The organism is Sporocytophaga sp. (assembly GCF_017745095.1).
In the GTDB taxonomy this organism is placed as follows: domain Bacteria; phylum Bacteroidota; class Bacteroidia; order Cytophagales; family Cytophagaceae; genus Sporocytophaga.
In genome coordinates this window covers 234,230-248,539 of the sequence record NZ_JAGHZZ010000002.1, presented here as the reverse complement: position 1 = coordinate 248,539, position 14,310 = coordinate 234,230, and the positions used below count along the sequence as shown (strand labels likewise).

Sequence of the window (14,310 nt, the reverse complement as noted above, 5' to 3'; positions counted from 1 at the left end):
CTTTTAAAAATATGAAAGTAGAATTTATATTACCAACACTAAATGAAACTAAAAGTCCTTGAGGGATGCCTGTTACATATTCTTTATACCATCCTCTTGGATTGTCGACACTTGTTTCCTGTCTGTCTTATATTGATCAAACAATAATTCAGGATGAACATGGAGAAGAGATTGACCTCATCGATGAGTGACCACTACAGCAAAAGGAATTGCTATGTGCTAATAAAGGAACTACATGTAACTTATTTGCTCAAAGAAGTAATGGGCATCCAGTCAGCATTAAAAGGGATCTCAGAAGGTACCTAAGGTAACATCAAAATAAAGATGTGAGATGTAAAAAATTAAAACCTAAAATATATATGAAAAAGAACGATATAATAATTGTAATAGCGACGCTAATCTATAGTTACCTGTTTTATGATCAAACTTCGGGTATCAACATATTCTTATTTTCAGTTGTGATAACTTTCTTGATGGCATTGAAAGACAATAATTTGTTTTCCAATGGACTTTGGCTTATATCCTCTACAGGAGCATTGGTTAGTGGAGCTATGGCCTTATTGCATGGCACGGGCCTTCCTGTGTTTGCCAATATCATCTCATTAAGCATGGCTGCCAGTTTTTCAATAAGAAAAGATTCTTCCTTGATTTTTGCGCTACTATATTCTGCATACAGTTATTTTTTCTCACTGATAAATATTTTCGCAAGGTTCTTCGAACGCAGTGAAAGGAAAGAAGAGAGAGCACCTCAGTCTTACAGTTTACTATTTGTAACAGTGATTCCTGTTATTGTTACATTGATATTCTTCTTTATCTACAGAAGTGCTAATCCATATTTTGATGAATTAGTTGCCAATATAAGATTTGATTTTCTTTCATGGGGACTTATTAGTTTTACAATTATAGGATTTGTGCTGCTTTATGGCTATTTCAATCAGATGGATATCCTTTCTCTCGTATATAAGGATATTACTTCTCCTGATAGACTTATTAATGATGAATCTACTTTCTCAAAGCCTTTGTTGAATATTAATAATGAAAATATTTCAGGTATAGTATTATTTGTGATGTTGAATCTATTGCTACTGATAGTAAATATTGTTGATGTATATTCTTTGTCAGTTATTAAAAAATTTCCTGAAGGGTTTCATTATTCTCAGGTAGTACATCAGGGGATCAATTCATTAATACTTTCCATTGTTATTGCAATTGCTATTATCTTGTTTTATTTCAGAGGATCTTTGAATTTTTATGAAAGCAATACTGCAATCAAGACACTTGCCGTTCTATGGATTATTCAAAACACCATATTGGTAGTTACCTGTGGCATCAAAAATTTTCATTATATCGATGAGCATGGATTAACATACAAAAGAATTGGTGTGTACATCTACCTGATTATGACATTGGCCGGGCTGTTGACAACATTTATAAAAATTGTATCAGCAAAAAGTAACTGGTTTTTATTTAGAAAAAATGCTTGGGTTGGCTATGCTGTATTATTGTTATCATGCCTATGGAATTGGGATATGCTGATAGTGAAATACAATCTTTCAGGTATTGCAGCTAAAACAGACCTCGTTTACAATGAATCCCTCTCTGACATAGTCTTGCCTGACTTGATTTCCTATTGTAGGGAAAATCCTCATCAGATGAAAGATAATAAGAGTATGCTTATCGCTCTTGATATAAGGAAAAAAGCTTTTATAAAAGAATTTGAAAATCGCGATTGGCAATCCTGGAATATGGATGATAATGATATTTACCACAAATTAAAATCGATGGAAAATTAACCTGGGATTTTTTAGTCCAATTTTTAAAGCCCTTCTCTTAGTTGTGAGAAGGGCTTAGGACAAAGAAGTTATTGAGTCGTAAACTAAAATAGTATAACAATGAAAACTGAATCTTTAAAACTAAGAACAAGAGTAAGAGTTTTGATAAGCTTCTTTATAGCTGGCTTAGTCTTAAGTGGCCTTACTGCATTCCCATTGGAGACGGAACTGTTTTTTCTAAAAGATCTGACACAGGAAATACTTAAACCGGACAATCCAATATATGCATGGATCGATAAGGTCTATACAGGTTTAAATGATATGAATAGTCGCCATCCATTTCTTGCATATGGGACAGATTGGTTGGCATTTGCTCATATAGTAATTGCCATTGTATTTATCGGACCTTTAAGGGATCCGGTCAAAAACATCTGGGTAATTCATTTTGGCATGATTGCATGTATTGCTGTCTTTCCTCTGGCATTCATAGCAGGAGAAATCAGAGGCATACCTTTTTATTGGAGAGTGATAGACTGTATGTTTGGCGCAATTGGAATCATTCCTTTATTATATTGTGATAAGTTTATCAGAAGGATTATCAAAATAGAAAATTTGCAAATTTATCAAACGGCCTGAATACTATGAATAGCAGTAAGAAAGAGATAGTAGCAGGAATTGTTTTACTATCTGTATTTTGTTTTATGTTACTTGCACTTAGAATTCATATTTCCGGAAGTCATAGTTTTTTATTTCTGATCTGGAACTGGCTTCTGGCAGTGATTCCATTAATATTGTCTTTTATAATCAGTACTCTGAATGATAAAAAATCAATTAATATACTTTCTTTTATCATCCTTGGTATTGTCTGGCTTTTGTTTTTCCCGAATGCACCATATCTGATTACCGATATAGTTCACCTAAAAGAAAGAGCAATTATCCCCATGTGGTTTGATGCATTGATATTGTTTTCTTTTGCATTTACAGGACTGATAAGTGGGCTGGTCAGTCTTTTTTATGTGCATCAGCATTTTATGAAATATTCGGGAGGAAGGTTTTCCTGGTTCTTCATTTGTATTGTATCGATCTTATGCTCTTACGGAATTTACCTTGGAAGATTTCTAAGATGGAATAGCTGGGATATTTTAACAAAGTCAGGCCTGTTATTTAATGATATAGTAGTTAATATGTTCAGAGTTAAAGCAATCCTGGTTACGGGGGTTTTTACCTCTTTTATGATTGCATCCTATTTTATTGTGTATATTCTTTTAACCAAAAAAGAAAATATATAAACCCTGAATAATCATTGACCATTGAAAATCCTGTTAATCATTATAATCAATTACTTCACCGTAACTTCTATTGAAATGATTAACATAGATATTTTTTAAAACGATTAATCCTAGTTAAATTAAGACCTGTTAATTTATTTCATACATCAATAATGAAAGTTATTGATGTATGAAATATCTGTTCTTAAAAAGATGACTCAAGCAAGTTTTACTCAATACCATAAATATTTATTTGTAATAGCCTATAATATACTAGGAGATATACAAACAGCTGAAGACATTGTACAAGATACTTATGAAAAATGGCTTGGGCTGGAACATGATAAGATCAGAGATGTTAGATCATATCTGAGTAAAATAGCAGTTAACAAGGCAATAGATACTTTAAAAAAGATACAACAGGAAAGAGAAGCTTACAAAGGTATATGGTTGCCAGAACCAATATTAACAGAAATTGATCCTTCTGATGACAAAACTATAGATTATGCTTTTTTAGTAATTCTGGAAAAGCTCAATCCATATGAACGCGCTGTGATTGTGCTCAGAGAGTTGATCGGTTATTCTTATCAGCAAATATCAGAGCTGCTAGTGACAAGTCAGGAGAATGCCAGACAGCTATATCACCGGGCTAGCCTGAAGCTTAAGAAAAACACATTTGAACAATACAAGATCAAGGAAGAGCAGAAGGAGTTGTTTAAAGCTTTTATAGAGGCGATTGACAGTAAGGATTTTAATAGGCTCACAGAGCTTCTAAAGAATGATGCAATCCTTTATTCAGATGGTGGTGGCAAAGCTGCGGCAGCAATTAATCCTATTTATGGAGTTACAAATATTATGAAGTTTTTTCAGGGAATATTTAAAAGCGAGAGAGGAGAATTTAAGTTTAATAAAATATACATGAATGGAAAGGCTGGTATAAAGATTGAATTAAATGGAGAATTTCATTCTGTTTTATATCCTGAAATTGTTAATGATGGGATCGATGATATATTCTTGATCAGAAATCCTGAAAAAATATTTTTTAATAAAAATTAAATTTTTTGTCACAAAATCAGATTGGTTCTGTCTATTGGGAAAATGAATGTTCTTATGGAAAGCAGAATCAAAATCAAAGACCTGGAGCCAAATGCCTATCAGGCAATGTACGGAGTAGAAAAATATCTTTCTTCTACCAATATTTCAAAGACTTACAAAAGTCTGATTAAAATCAGAGCTTCTCAGATAAACAGATGTGCGTTTTGTATACAAATGCATACTAAGGATGCCCGATTGGAAGGTGAAACAGAGCAGCGTATTTATGCTTTATCTGCTTGGAGAGAAACACCTTTTTTTACACCGGAAGAAAGGGTCGTACTTGCACTCACAGAAGAAGTGACACTAATAGCTAATAATGGAGTCTCTGACGAGGTTTATAGAGAAGCTGAAAAATATTTTGATGGAAACTTTATTGCACAGCTGATTATGACTATTGTCTCTATTAATGGGTGGAACAGAATAGCAGTCGCGACTCGGCTGTCTCCTGAACTGATTTGAATTTAATTGAGACAAAGCAGCTTTGAAGTAAGGCTGCTTTGTCTCATCTGCATCATTCCGAAATTATAATGGTTACTTTATTCTGTCTGTTTTCTACCAGTTTTTCAGTTTTTTCACCAGCTCCGAAATTATTTTTATCACCCTTTTCTGCACCTACGTAGTAAATCACAGATTCCAGATTTTCAAATACAGCGTTTCCTTTTTCATCAGTTACTTGAGTATCTACTGGATTTACACTTTTTTCATAATCTTCTTTAGTTTTATAGAGGCTTACAGAAGCTTCGTTTTCCAAATTACCCAGGTCATTGCGTACTGTTACTTTCAGACTGGTTTTCAACACATGCATGGTAAAGGAGCTTAACAAGGCTATAATTATTAAGCTAAACAGTATAGGTCTTATTTTCATAGGTTTATCTTTTAATGAAAAATTAATAATATTCTCTGAAATCGCAAATATTTACGCGTTAATACTCAGGTTGTTTTCCACATAGCAAAATTTATATGGAATAATATCCTTCTTTAGTAGTACTTTTGTTACTTCATCATTTTTGAATACTATATGATTACCTATCCATCTTTTCTTGAAGACAGTTTTAGTAAGGGATATTCTATTATTGAAGAAGGTATTAACTACTCATTTCAATGTCAGGATATGGGAAATATAAATGTCTCCACTGGAAAGATCCTGACGTGTGATCCCTTAAATACAGAAGAGGTGGATGCGTTTGTTAATTTGTTTCCTATAGGGAGTTTTCCGGTGGAACTAGCAATTGCAGATATTGAAACAGATGAACGTATAGCATTTGCCAGAATAAAATTTTCAGAAGAGAAGCCGATCCGCTGGGAATTCGCGCTGCTTGAAGGTCAGCACATGGAAGAATTGCAGGAAGGGGAAATATTCGGATATGCAGTAGATTCAGGTCTTGGTTGTTTTATGGATCTTTCTGCATTGGAAGCATATGAATATTATGCTAACAAAAATAAGGAATACCACGAGGAAATTTTTGATCAAATGGATGAAGTTTATAAAGACACGAGAACCTGGTACATGTGGAAATCAAAGGAAGAGACTATCGCCATATTTACTACCGGATATGGAGATGATATATATCAGTCTTATGTCGGCTTTGATAATGCTGGGAGAATTTGCAGACTCGTTACCGACTTCAATCTATTAGAATGGAGTAGATAATTTTTTTGTGGAATATTTCCACATGTGTGTTTTTATATTTTTGATAGCTAGAGAGTTGTCCAATCGATAGCATACGCCCTAAATGAATAGAATAAAATTTATATTCAGTTCTTTAAACATATACATTTTTAAATTGTTGTATTCAGTTTTACTTTTAGAGTTGTAATAGTAGAATCAATAGCTATTACAGGCTTGTGTTAATTTAAATTAATTGAATATGTTGCCTTTTGAAAAATTTGGTCTTAATAAAAAGATAAGACTGGGTTTAGGATTCTCTATTGTCCTACTGATATTGTCTTCATCACTCTCATTTTATACAATTTTAAAACTGATAGAGCAGTCATCTTGGGTAGATCATACAAATGAAGTACTCTTCAATATAGAATCAACTATTTCTCAGTTGAGGGCAGCGGAGACTGGCCAGAGAGGGTATCTTCTTACAGAAGACGAGCAATTTCTGGAACCATACCGAAATGCGGAAAGCAAAGTAAAAGTTAATTTAGCTAAGTTGAAGGAACTTACTGCTGATAATGAATACCAAAGGAGATCAATAGATACATTGGAAAGGCTGTTGGATCAGCGCTTTGACAGGCTGGCTGAGGTATTGGAGAAATTCAGAAAGGACAAGACGCAAATCAGCTACAGTGATATGGTTGTTGGTAAGAAATTGATGGATGAGATTCGTACTATGTATACAAATATGCGGAATGAAGAGCAGAGACTACTTAAAACCAGGATTGCAGCTGTCAATAAGTATTACAGGTTATCACCGATCGTTATTATAGTCTCTTCTCTCATTGCTATTGTTTTGGCGGGAGTTTCATTTTATTTTATAAACAGAGATATTAAAAACAGAGAAATTGTTCAGGAGGAATTAAAAGCTCTTAATAGTCGTCTTGAGGATTCCAATGAGGAATTGATTAAAAATAGAAATGAAGTTTATAACCAGAATTACTTGTTGGAGGCAAATAGCAGGATTAATGATTTGCTAAGAGGCGAACGAGATTTAGATGTATTGAGCAAAAAGGTATTGACATTCCTGACAGAATTTATGAGGGCTCAATCAGGAGTAATTTATTTGGCACAGGAAGATGGCAGTTTTCATCTTGCAGACACTTATGCCTTGGAGAAAAGTATGGATGTTCCAAAGAAATTTTATCCTGGAGAAGGCCTGCTTGGGCAATGTGTTTTACAGAAAAAGGTTCAGTTGATTAATGATGTGTCGGTTAAAAATATAAAGATCAATACAGGCCTTGCAGTATTTGAGGTTGCAGAGATCTTAATAGTGCCGTTTTATCATTCTGAAAAAACTGTTGCAATAGTTGAGCTGTTGAGCAAAGAAAAATTCAGTGAACTTGATCTCCAGTTTATTTACAAGATAGGAAGTACAATATCCATTTTTATAAATGGAGTAAGATCAGAGATGAGGACTTTCGAGTTGTTGTCAGAAACACAAAATCAGGCAGAGGAGCTGGAGACACAACAGGAAGAACTACGGACTATGAATGATGAGTTGAGAGAGCAAAGAGATAAGTTACAGGCTTCTGACGAAGAGTTAAGAGCGAGTGAAGAAGAACTTCAAGAAAAGAATGCAGAGCTTGAATTACAGTATGAGGCTATTAATTCAAAAAATAAAGCGCTTGAGGATGCAAGACAGGCATTACAATTAAAAATGAATCAGGTAGAGGTAATTAGTAAATATAAATCAGATTTCCTTGCCAACATGTCTCATGAGTTAAGGACTCCACTGAATAGTATCTTAATACTTTCAGGACTTTTAAAAGACAATAAAAACAAATCATTAAGCAGTAAAGAAGTTGAACAAGCCGGAATTATTGAGCGATCAGGTAATGACTTGCTTAAGCTCATCAATCAAATTCTTGATTTGGCAAAAGTAGAGTCTGGAAAAGTAAAACTTGAATTAGGAGATTTCAGACCGTATGAGTTTAAAATGGATGATCAGTTCAGAGAGCTTGCAAGAGAGAAAAATGTAAATTTTAAATCCTCTATTGAAAAGGGCCTTCCTGATTTTATTTACACTGACAAATTCAGAGTGGAACAGGTGCTCAAGAATCTATTATCTAATGCTTTTAAATTCACTCCAGATAATGGAATTGTTGAATACGTTATAAAGCCGGTTACTGAGTCTAATAAGAAATTTTTGAATCCTGATTTGAATACTAAAAAGATGGTAGCCTTCGTCGTAAAAGATACTGGTATCGGAATTCCTCCGGATAAGCTGGATCTTATATTTGAGGCCTTTCAACAGGCAGATCCTTCCACAACCAGGAAATACGGAGGCTCTGGTCTTGGACTTACCATCAGCAGAGATATAGCAGTTTTGCTAGGTGGGGAAATTCAAGTTGAAAGTACAGTTGGTAACGGAAGTAAATTCACATTATACCTTCCGGAGAGAGCTGATGAAACCAATCTGGAAGAAGCTGTATTAGCCCCAGAGAAATATGCTCCAGTATCCAAAGTATTACCAGTTTCAAAAAATATTCCTACCGGAAATTCGTCGAAGAGTATCTTGATTGTAGAAGATGATATTTACTTCTCCAAGATTCTTGAAGACTATGCTAAAAGTAAAGGTTATGATGTCACCGTTACTCATAATGGAAATGAAGTAATTGCGCTTGCGCAGGATAATAATTTCGCTGCCATACTGCTCGATGTGCAGTTGCCGGATACCAATGGATGGGATGTACTTAAAAGACTTAAGCATAATCCTTTGTTAAAAAATATTCCTGTACACATGATGTCTGCATATGATAAGGAAGCCTATCATAACCAAATGGGACAGGAAAATTTTATACCAAAGCCTATAGCTCTTGAGTCCCTTGATAAAGCATTCAACAAAATTAGTGTCAGCATCGACAGGGATATAATGAAGGTGTTGATTGTGGAAGATAATGAAAATGAGAGCCTGGCTGTAAAGGACCTTTTAAAATCTCAGGGCATCGAATCCGATAATGCCTTTAATGGAGCTGAAGCTCTTGACCTTTTGAAGAAGGAAAGGTACGATGGAATCATATTAGATATAAAACTTCCAGATTACAATGGATATGATCTGCTAGAGTTTATAAAAAAGGATAAAGATCTAAAAGGAATGCCTGTCATTATTTATTCAGGAAAAGATCTTTCGATAGATGAAGAAGCTAAATTCAAGAGATATGCAGATACTATAATTATTAAGACAGAGTATTCATATACAAGACTTTTGGAAGAAGTTAAACTCTTTATGCACAATATGGGGGCAAGCATAGAGAAGTCATCGAGGTCTTCAATTATACAGAGAGATATGTTGCTGAAAGATAAAAAAGTACTAATTGCCGATGATGATATGCGCAATATATATTCTCTGACCAATGTATTGGAAGATCAAGGGATGCATGTAGTGGTGGCTTATGATGGAAGGCAAGCAATTGATGAACTGGATGCAAATCCGGACACTGATATTATATTAATGGATATTATGATGCCTGAGATGGATGGAATTGATGCTACTAAATCTATCAGATCTAAACCTGAATATCGTAACCTTCCTATTATTGCAATTACAGCAAAAGCAATGACAGGCGATAAGGAAAAATGCATTGCAGCGGGTGTTTCAGATTATATATCAAAACCTATAGAGTTACCTAAATTATTATCTCTGATGCGTGTGTGGTTATATAAAAGTTAATTGTCGGTGATGGGACCCATAGAAATAGGAGATGAAGAATATCAGGATTTGCTCATGTCAATTCTGGAGCGATATAGTTATGATTTTGCCGGATACTCCAAGGCTTCAATGTACAGGCGTATTAGCAGGTTTATGATTAATGAAAGCCTGGAATCATTGCGTGAACTGAAAATCAGGATACTTGCAGATAGTGAGTATTTTGAATCTTTTTTGGAAGAGGTTACAGTGAATGTAACAGAGATGTTCAGAGATCCTTCGTTTTATCTTTCTCTCAGGAAAAATGTAGTGCCATATCTGAAGACATATCCCTATGTAAGAGTGTGGGATGCGGGGTGCTCAACAGGTGAAGAGACATATTCGCTTGCAATGCTTTTTAGAGAAGAATCTGTTTTGGAAAAATCAAGGATTTATGCGACAGATATTAATGGTAAAGTGTTGCAGACAGCAAAGGAGGGTATTTATCCTATATCCTGCATGAAAGAATATTCCAGGAATTATATTGATGCTGGAGGTTTATATTCTCTTTCTGACTACTATCATGCGAGATATAACAGAGCCATTATGGATTCTGAATTAAGTAAAAACTTTCTGTTTTCAATTCATAATCTTGTACACGACGGATCATTTAATGAGTTTAACCTCATTGTTTGTCGCAATGTACTGATATATTTTCAAAAAGAATTACAGGAAAAAGTGTTGGAGTTATTCATGGAAAGTCTTCCAGTATTTGGTTTTCTTGCTCTGGGTAACAAGGAATCACTAAGGTTCAGCAAAATTGAAAAATATTTTCAGGTAATAGATCATAAAGAAAAGATATATAGAAGAATTAATTAACTACAAAGTTGAACCGCATTCAGAACAATATTGTAATGATATTGTTGATTAAGCTTTTCCAGAATCTTAAATCCATTTTAAAGAAAAATAATTTTAAAGGTTCCTAATTGATCATTTCAATTTTTACCGCAAATTAAGATGAGTCTAGAGAATAATGACATACCTGTTAATATCCTTATTGTAGATGATAGAGATGAAAATATCTATAGCCTTGAAAATCTGCTGATTCAAGAGGGTGTAAGCATAAATTTCCTGAGAGCAACTTCTGGAAATGAAGCCTTGAAAATTGCTTATAAAACGGACTTAGCGCTTATTATGATGGATGTTCAGATGCCTGGTATGGATGGCTACGAAGTCGCTACTATTCTGAAACAAAAGAAAACAACTCAGAGCATCCCTATTATTTTTGTCACAGCACTTACACATGAAAGCAAATACGTGGCAGAAGGCTATAGTAAAGGTGCAGTGGACTATTTATTCAAACCGTTGGATCCTTTTATTACAAGATCTAAGGTAAACTCTTTTATCTCCATTTATCTTGAACAGAAAAGATTGGAGAGGGCCTACAAAAATCTGGAAGAAATAGTTCAACGCAGAACTGTTGATTTAAGACAAAGTAATGAAGAATTAAAAGTTGAAATTAATAAAAGGATGATTGCTGAAGAGCAATTGAGAAAATACAATGAAAAGTTGCTGGCATTGAATAAAGACCTTGATCAGTTTGTTTACATAGCTTCTCATGATCTTAAATTGCCTGTTGCAAATCTCGAAGGACTAGTAGCTGCTTTAAGAGAAGAACTGGATATCGAAGGTCTTAGTTGTTTCAATATCATAGATATGATTGATATCTCGACTGGGCAGATGCGCGACACAATTGATGGTTTGATAAGTATTATCCGAAGCCAGCAGCTGGATAATGGAACCATAGAGCCTGTCAATTGTTCCGAAGTGCTTGAAGAAGTGAAGATCAGTATTTCACAATTAATCAAAACCCACAATGCTACCATCAGTTCTGATATTGATGGCACAATTGATTTTAATTTTAACAGAACTTGTTTTAAGAGCGTTCTCTTTAATCTTATTTCAAATTCAATCAAGTATAAGCATCCGGATAGGCTACCTTCAATTAAGATTAATTTTCTGATTACTGAAAATTATAAAGTTTTGACTGTAAGAGATAATGGTGTTGGCATGACGGAAGAAGAACAATCTAAATTGTTCAAAGTTTTCAGCAGACTTCATAATGATGAGGACGCAGAAGGCACAGGTCTGGGACTCTATAATCTTAAAAAAATGCTTGAAAGATATGATGCCTGTATAGAAGTTAAGAGTGAAAAAGGAAAGGGAAGTGAGTTTAAAATACTTTTTCCTCTGGAATATGAAAATCTTGTAAAGTAAAAAGATAAACCACCCGAAGAATAAAGAATCCGGGTGGTTTTTTCATACGCTGGTTGTAAAATAATATTATATTAATTTTTGTTATCTTCCATATCTGGCGATCGCAAGCTCAATATCAGCAATTGTTTTCAGGTTAAGTGAAATGATATGACTCAGGATATCAGTAGAATATCCTCCGCTTCCATGACTTCTGTCTTTTTGCTGTGCATAAGATTCTTCCGCTAGTTTTTTATGAGGCATTCTAAAGCTTTTTAATCTGTTGCACAAAGCAAGTAAAGCTCTTGCAGATTTTGAAGTTTGAGGGCAATAGGTAGGATTTTTTTTCAATGCTTCAATCGCTTTTGATGCAAGTGAAGGCTGGTTATCGTAGTTATAATAAATATCTCTTATATCCGGCTGATTAAATGGAAGGTATGTTACCTTAAATTTCACATATTCTTCATCAGTAGTTTCAGAGCTCCAAAGAAGATGGTCAAATACGAAGAGCGGCATTTCTACAGCTCCAGGACCTATAAATTCTCTTCTGTATAATGAAATCGGGTCAAAATAAAATCTTAATTCATTCGCAAAAACAGCAGGAGAAACATTACGCTTTGCATAAACGATTCCATTGATCATTCCTGAAAGGTTTTCTTCTGCTACATTGCAAAGCTCTTCAAAAGCAGGGCTGTTCAATGGCGTTTGATGCAATTCTATTAAATTATAGATCGCATCGACTAGTGGGAACATCGACATCTTAACGCTTTCGATAAGATGGATCTCGTCGCTAAGACCTGTATAGGTCCTTACACGGAGACCTGAAGGGTTCCATATTGTATAATGAAAAAGCGTGTCTCTTGGAGGTAAATTGGTTTTGTCACTTAGTACATCCAATACATAATCCAACTCAGGTATTATTTCTACTGGTTCTGTACCGTGTTTTTTTAATGACCCCAGAAATATTCCAATATCCCTCATGCAGGCAATCGATTCATTGTAAGTGAATCTTTCAAGCCTTTCCGGGTAAGGTAAATGTTTGTATAAAATTTCGGCAAGTGCCTGCACATTCTTTTCTCTGTTGAGCTTATGAATGAAAGGAACTAGCCTGTCAATTTGTATTGGATCAAGTTTGTCAATTTCCTGACTTATCTTTTTCCATTTACTTCCTTCGGATAGTAGGGGGGATTTTAATGTTTCCGGGGTCATCGTTTTATCAGCTTAAGAGCCATTTAATACATTCGTCTTCGCTTTCAAAAGTTCTTATTACAAGATTTCCGACATGGGCATCTTTGTTTACCTTATCAACAGTTGCCTTTGCGAACAAATCAGGTGCTACCAGTGCAGCAATTTTTTTCATGCCGATCTTTTCTACTTCAGGAAACCACTCTTTTGCAAGATATTCCTGTACCTCTTTCGAAAGAACTTTTAGATTTCTGTGGTCACTCAAGTGAACTGTAATCTTATTGTTTTTAGCATGTTCTGTAATTTTTGAACAGCCATTTTTAACTTGTTCAGGCTTTAAGAATCCACTCCATCTTGCGTAGATAATGCCATTAGAACCTTCCAAAACTTCGCAGTAAGCTTCCTGAAATACTTTTGTTGTAACCATTTTTGATACTCTTTGAGTTGAAAATTAAATTATCTTTATTTGAAAAGTACAATTTTTGATGTTTTGTATTCAAATTGAATAATTTTACGGTTCCAAGATAATGTAAGTTTCGTCTATTTGAAACTTATTTTTGTCTACTGAAGTATAGTTTTAGGCTTTTTTATTTCTTCCTACCATTTATTGAAAAAATGCTTTTTATGAAAATTTATGACAATCAAGCGGTTGTGTGTTGAAACACCAGTGGTTTAAAATATTGGAAAATTAAAATTTAACGTGTCCTTAACATCAAATTGCGTTGAAAAATCCTTTTGCAAGGAAATTTATGGAGACTACACAACATAGTTTAAAAGATTTTTTGTTGAATGGATCAATGGTCGTAGCTTTGAATTTGCTTTAACTTAAAAATAAAAAAATATGGCTACTACTTCGGATATTTCCAAAGGCGCATTTTTGAGATATAACGGTGAATTGGTGATGGTTACGGATTATACTCACATTACGCCGGGAAAAGGTAATGCGATTTATACTGTAAAAAGTCGCAATGTCAAAACCGGCAAACAAAGTGAAATCAGATTCCGCTCGGGAGAAAAAATTGAACTGGTAAGAGTGGAAACCCGCGAATTGCAATATCTGTATCAGGAAGGTGATTCTCTGGTCTGCATGCATCCTGAGACATTCGAACAACTACCTGTACCAATGGTGTTGTTTGGTGACTCTCTTAAGTTTCTAAAAGAAAATACCATTGTTCTTGTAAAGTTTGATGATAATGATATTCCTGTATATGCTGAGCCTCCAACACATGTTGAATTGGAAGTGACTTATACAGAGCCGGGATTAAAGGGAGATACATCAACAAGAGCATTGAAGCCAGCAACGGTTGAAACAGGTGCGACCGTTCAGGTACCATTGTTTGTTGAAGCTGGTGAGAGAATAAAGGTTAATGCTGAGACAGGGGAGTATGTGGAAAGAGTGAAGTAAATTCTTTTATAAAATTATTAAAAAGCCACTCAGGTTCTCAT

Annotated in this window: 14 protein-coding genes; 11 read left to right on the top strand and 3 right to left on the bottom strand. The window is 34.5% G+C overall.

Annotated elements, in window-relative coordinates:
* Nucleotides 1–65: 65 nt before the first annotated feature.
* The 6 genes from J7604_RS03855 to J7604_RS03830 all read left to right on the top strand — a co-directional run bounded on the left by J7604_RS03855 (nucleotide 66) and on the right by J7604_RS03830 (nucleotide 4,594).
* On the top strand, nucleotides 66–191 hold the full coding sequence (locus tag J7604_RS03855) for a hypothetical protein (RefSeq protein WP_293891317.1): 126 nt from the start codon (nucleotides 66–68) through the stop codon (nucleotides 189–191).
* Between the two features lie 168 nt (nucleotides 192–359).
* On the top strand, nucleotides 360–1,793 hold the full coding sequence (locus J7604_RS03850) for a DUF4173 domain-containing protein (protein ID WP_293891314.1): 1,434 nt from the start codon (nucleotides 360–362) through the stop codon (nucleotides 1,791–1,793).
* A 99-nt stretch (nucleotides 1,794–1,892) separates the two neighbouring features.
* Nucleotides 1,893–2,408 (top strand): hypothetical protein, encoded by a 516-nt coding sequence (locus tag J7604_RS03845; RefSeq protein ID WP_293891312.1) that lies wholly within the window; start codon nucleotides 1,893–1,895, stop codon nucleotides 2,406–2,408.
* Between the two features lie 5 nt (nucleotides 2,409–2,413).
* Nucleotides 2,414–3,061 (top strand): DUF1361 domain-containing protein, encoded by a 648-nt coding sequence (locus J7604_RS03840; RefSeq protein ID WP_293891309.1) that lies wholly within the window; start codon nucleotides 2,414–2,416, stop codon nucleotides 3,059–3,061.
* A gap of 192 nt (nucleotides 3,062–3,253) precedes the next feature.
* The gene (locus J7604_RS03835; RefSeq protein ID WP_293891306.1) at nucleotides 3,254–4,096 is read left to right on the top strand and encodes a sigma-70 family RNA polymerase sigma factor; all 843 of its coding nucleotides are present in this window, start codon (nucleotides 3,254–3,256) and stop codon (nucleotides 4,094–4,096) included.
* A gap of 54 nt (nucleotides 4,097–4,150) precedes the next feature.
* A complete protein-coding gene (locus tag J7604_RS03830; protein WP_293891303.1) occupies nucleotides 4,151–4,594 on the top strand; it encodes a carboxymuconolactone decarboxylase family protein in 444 nt (147 codons plus the stop codon).
* A 52-nt stretch (nucleotides 4,595–4,646) separates the two neighbouring features.
* Here the strand turns inward: J7604_RS03830 and J7604_RS03825 are convergent, their stop codons facing one another.
* A complete protein-coding gene (locus tag J7604_RS03825) occupies nucleotides 4,647–5,000 on the bottom strand; it encodes a hypothetical protein (RefSeq protein WP_293891300.1) in 354 nt (117 codons plus the stop codon).
* A gap of 153 nt (nucleotides 5,001–5,153) precedes the next feature.
* On the opposite strand from J7604_RS03825, the gene J7604_RS03820 reads away from it, so the two are divergent.
* The 4 genes from J7604_RS03820 (at nucleotide 5,154) to J7604_RS03805 (ending at nucleotide 11,703) form a co-directional block, all read left to right on the top strand.
* Nucleotides 5,154–5,786 (top strand): DUF4241 domain-containing protein, encoded by a 633-nt coding sequence (locus tag J7604_RS03820; RefSeq protein ID WP_293891297.1) that lies wholly within the window; start codon nucleotides 5,154–5,156, stop codon nucleotides 5,784–5,786.
* 217 nt (nucleotides 5,787–6,003) lie between these two features.
* Nucleotides 6,004–9,471 (top strand): response regulator, encoded by a 3,468-nt coding sequence (locus tag J7604_RS03815; RefSeq protein WP_293891294.1) that lies wholly within the window; start codon nucleotides 6,004–6,006, stop codon nucleotides 9,469–9,471.
* Between the two features lie 9 nt (nucleotides 9,472–9,480).
* On the top strand, nucleotides 9,481–10,305 hold the full coding sequence (locus tag J7604_RS03810; protein WP_293891291.1) for a protein-glutamate O-methyltransferase CheR: 825 nt from the start codon (nucleotides 9,481–9,483) through the stop codon (nucleotides 10,303–10,305).
* Nucleotides 10,306–10,443: 138 nt separating this feature from the next.
* Nucleotides 10,444–11,703 carry a hybrid sensor histidine kinase/response regulator gene (locus tag J7604_RS03805; protein WP_293891288.1) on the top strand — a complete coding sequence of 420 codons (1,260 nt, stop codon included), beginning with the start codon at nucleotides 10,444–10,446 and terminating at the stop codon, nucleotides 11,701–11,703.
* A gap of 81 nt (nucleotides 11,704–11,784) precedes the next feature.
* Here J7604_RS03805 and J7604_RS03800 read toward each other — a convergent pair whose 3' ends face one another.
* Entirely contained in the window at nucleotides 11,785–12,888 is a 1,104-nt protein-coding gene (locus J7604_RS03800) for a monodechloroaminopyrrolnitrin synthase PrnB family protein (protein ID WP_293891285.1), read from the bottom strand.
* Nucleotides 12,889–12,895: 7 nt separating this feature from the next.
* A complete protein-coding gene (locus tag J7604_RS03795; RefSeq protein ID WP_293891282.1) occupies nucleotides 12,896–13,291 on the bottom strand; it encodes a hypothetical protein in 396 nt (131 codons plus the stop codon).
* A 414-nt stretch (nucleotides 13,292–13,705) separates the two neighbouring features.
* Between J7604_RS03795 and efp the strand changes: the two genes are divergently transcribed.
* Nucleotides 13,706–14,269: an elongation factor P gene (efp, locus tag J7604_RS03790; protein ID WP_293891279.1), complete on the top strand. Its 564-nt coding sequence runs from the start codon at nucleotides 13,706–13,708 to the stop codon at nucleotides 14,267–14,269.
* The last annotated feature ends 41 nt before the right edge of the window (nucleotides 14,270–14,310 follow it).

Bases quoted from the DNA above. Each gene is read 5' to 3' on its own strand.
- J7604_RS03855 (WP_293891317.1), top strand. From the start codon at position 66: ATGCCTGTTACATATTCTTTATACCATCCTCTTGGATTGTCGACACTT.
- J7604_RS03850 (WP_293891314.1), top strand. From the start codon at position 360: ATGAAAAAGAACGATATAATAATTGTAATAGCGACGCTAATCTATAGT.
- J7604_RS03845 (WP_293891312.1), top strand. From the start codon at position 1,893: ATGAAAACTGAATCTTTAAAACTAAGAACAAGAGTAAGAGTTTTGATA.
- J7604_RS03840 (WP_293891309.1), top strand. From the start codon at position 2,414: ATGAATAGCAGTAAGAAAGAGATAGTAGCAGGAATTGTTTTACTATCT.
- J7604_RS03835 (WP_293891306.1), top strand. From the start codon at position 3,254: ATGACTCAAGCAAGTTTTACTCAATACCATAAATATTTATTTGTAATA.
- J7604_RS03830 (WP_293891303.1), top strand. From the start codon at position 4,151: ATGGAAAGCAGAATCAAAATCAAAGACCTGGAGCCAAATGCCTATCAG.
- J7604_RS03825 (WP_293891300.1), bottom strand. From the start codon at position 5,000: ATGAAAATAAGACCTATACTGTTTAGCTTAATAATTATAGCCTTGTTA.
- J7604_RS03820 (WP_293891297.1), top strand. From the start codon at position 5,154: ATGATTACCTATCCATCTTTTCTTGAAGACAGTTTTAGTAAGGGATAT.
- J7604_RS03815 (WP_293891294.1), top strand. From the start codon at position 6,004: ATGTTGCCTTTTGAAAAATTTGGTCTTAATAAAAAGATAAGACTGGGT.
- J7604_RS03810 (WP_293891291.1), top strand. From the start codon at position 9,481: ATGGGACCCATAGAAATAGGAGATGAAGAATATCAGGATTTGCTCATG.
- J7604_RS03805 (WP_293891288.1), top strand. From the start codon at position 10,444: ATGAGTCTAGAGAATAATGACATACCTGTTAATATCCTTATTGTAGAT.
- J7604_RS03800 (WP_293891285.1), bottom strand. From the start codon at position 12,888: ATGACCCCGGAAACATTAAAATCCCCCCTACTATCCGAAGGAAGTAAA.
- J7604_RS03795 (WP_293891282.1), bottom strand. From the start codon at position 13,291: ATGGTTACAACAAAAGTATTTCAGGAAGCTTACTGCGAAGTTTTGGAA.
- efp (WP_293891279.1), top strand. From the start codon at position 13,706: ATGGCTACTACTTCGGATATTTCCAAAGGCGCATTTTTGAGATATAAC.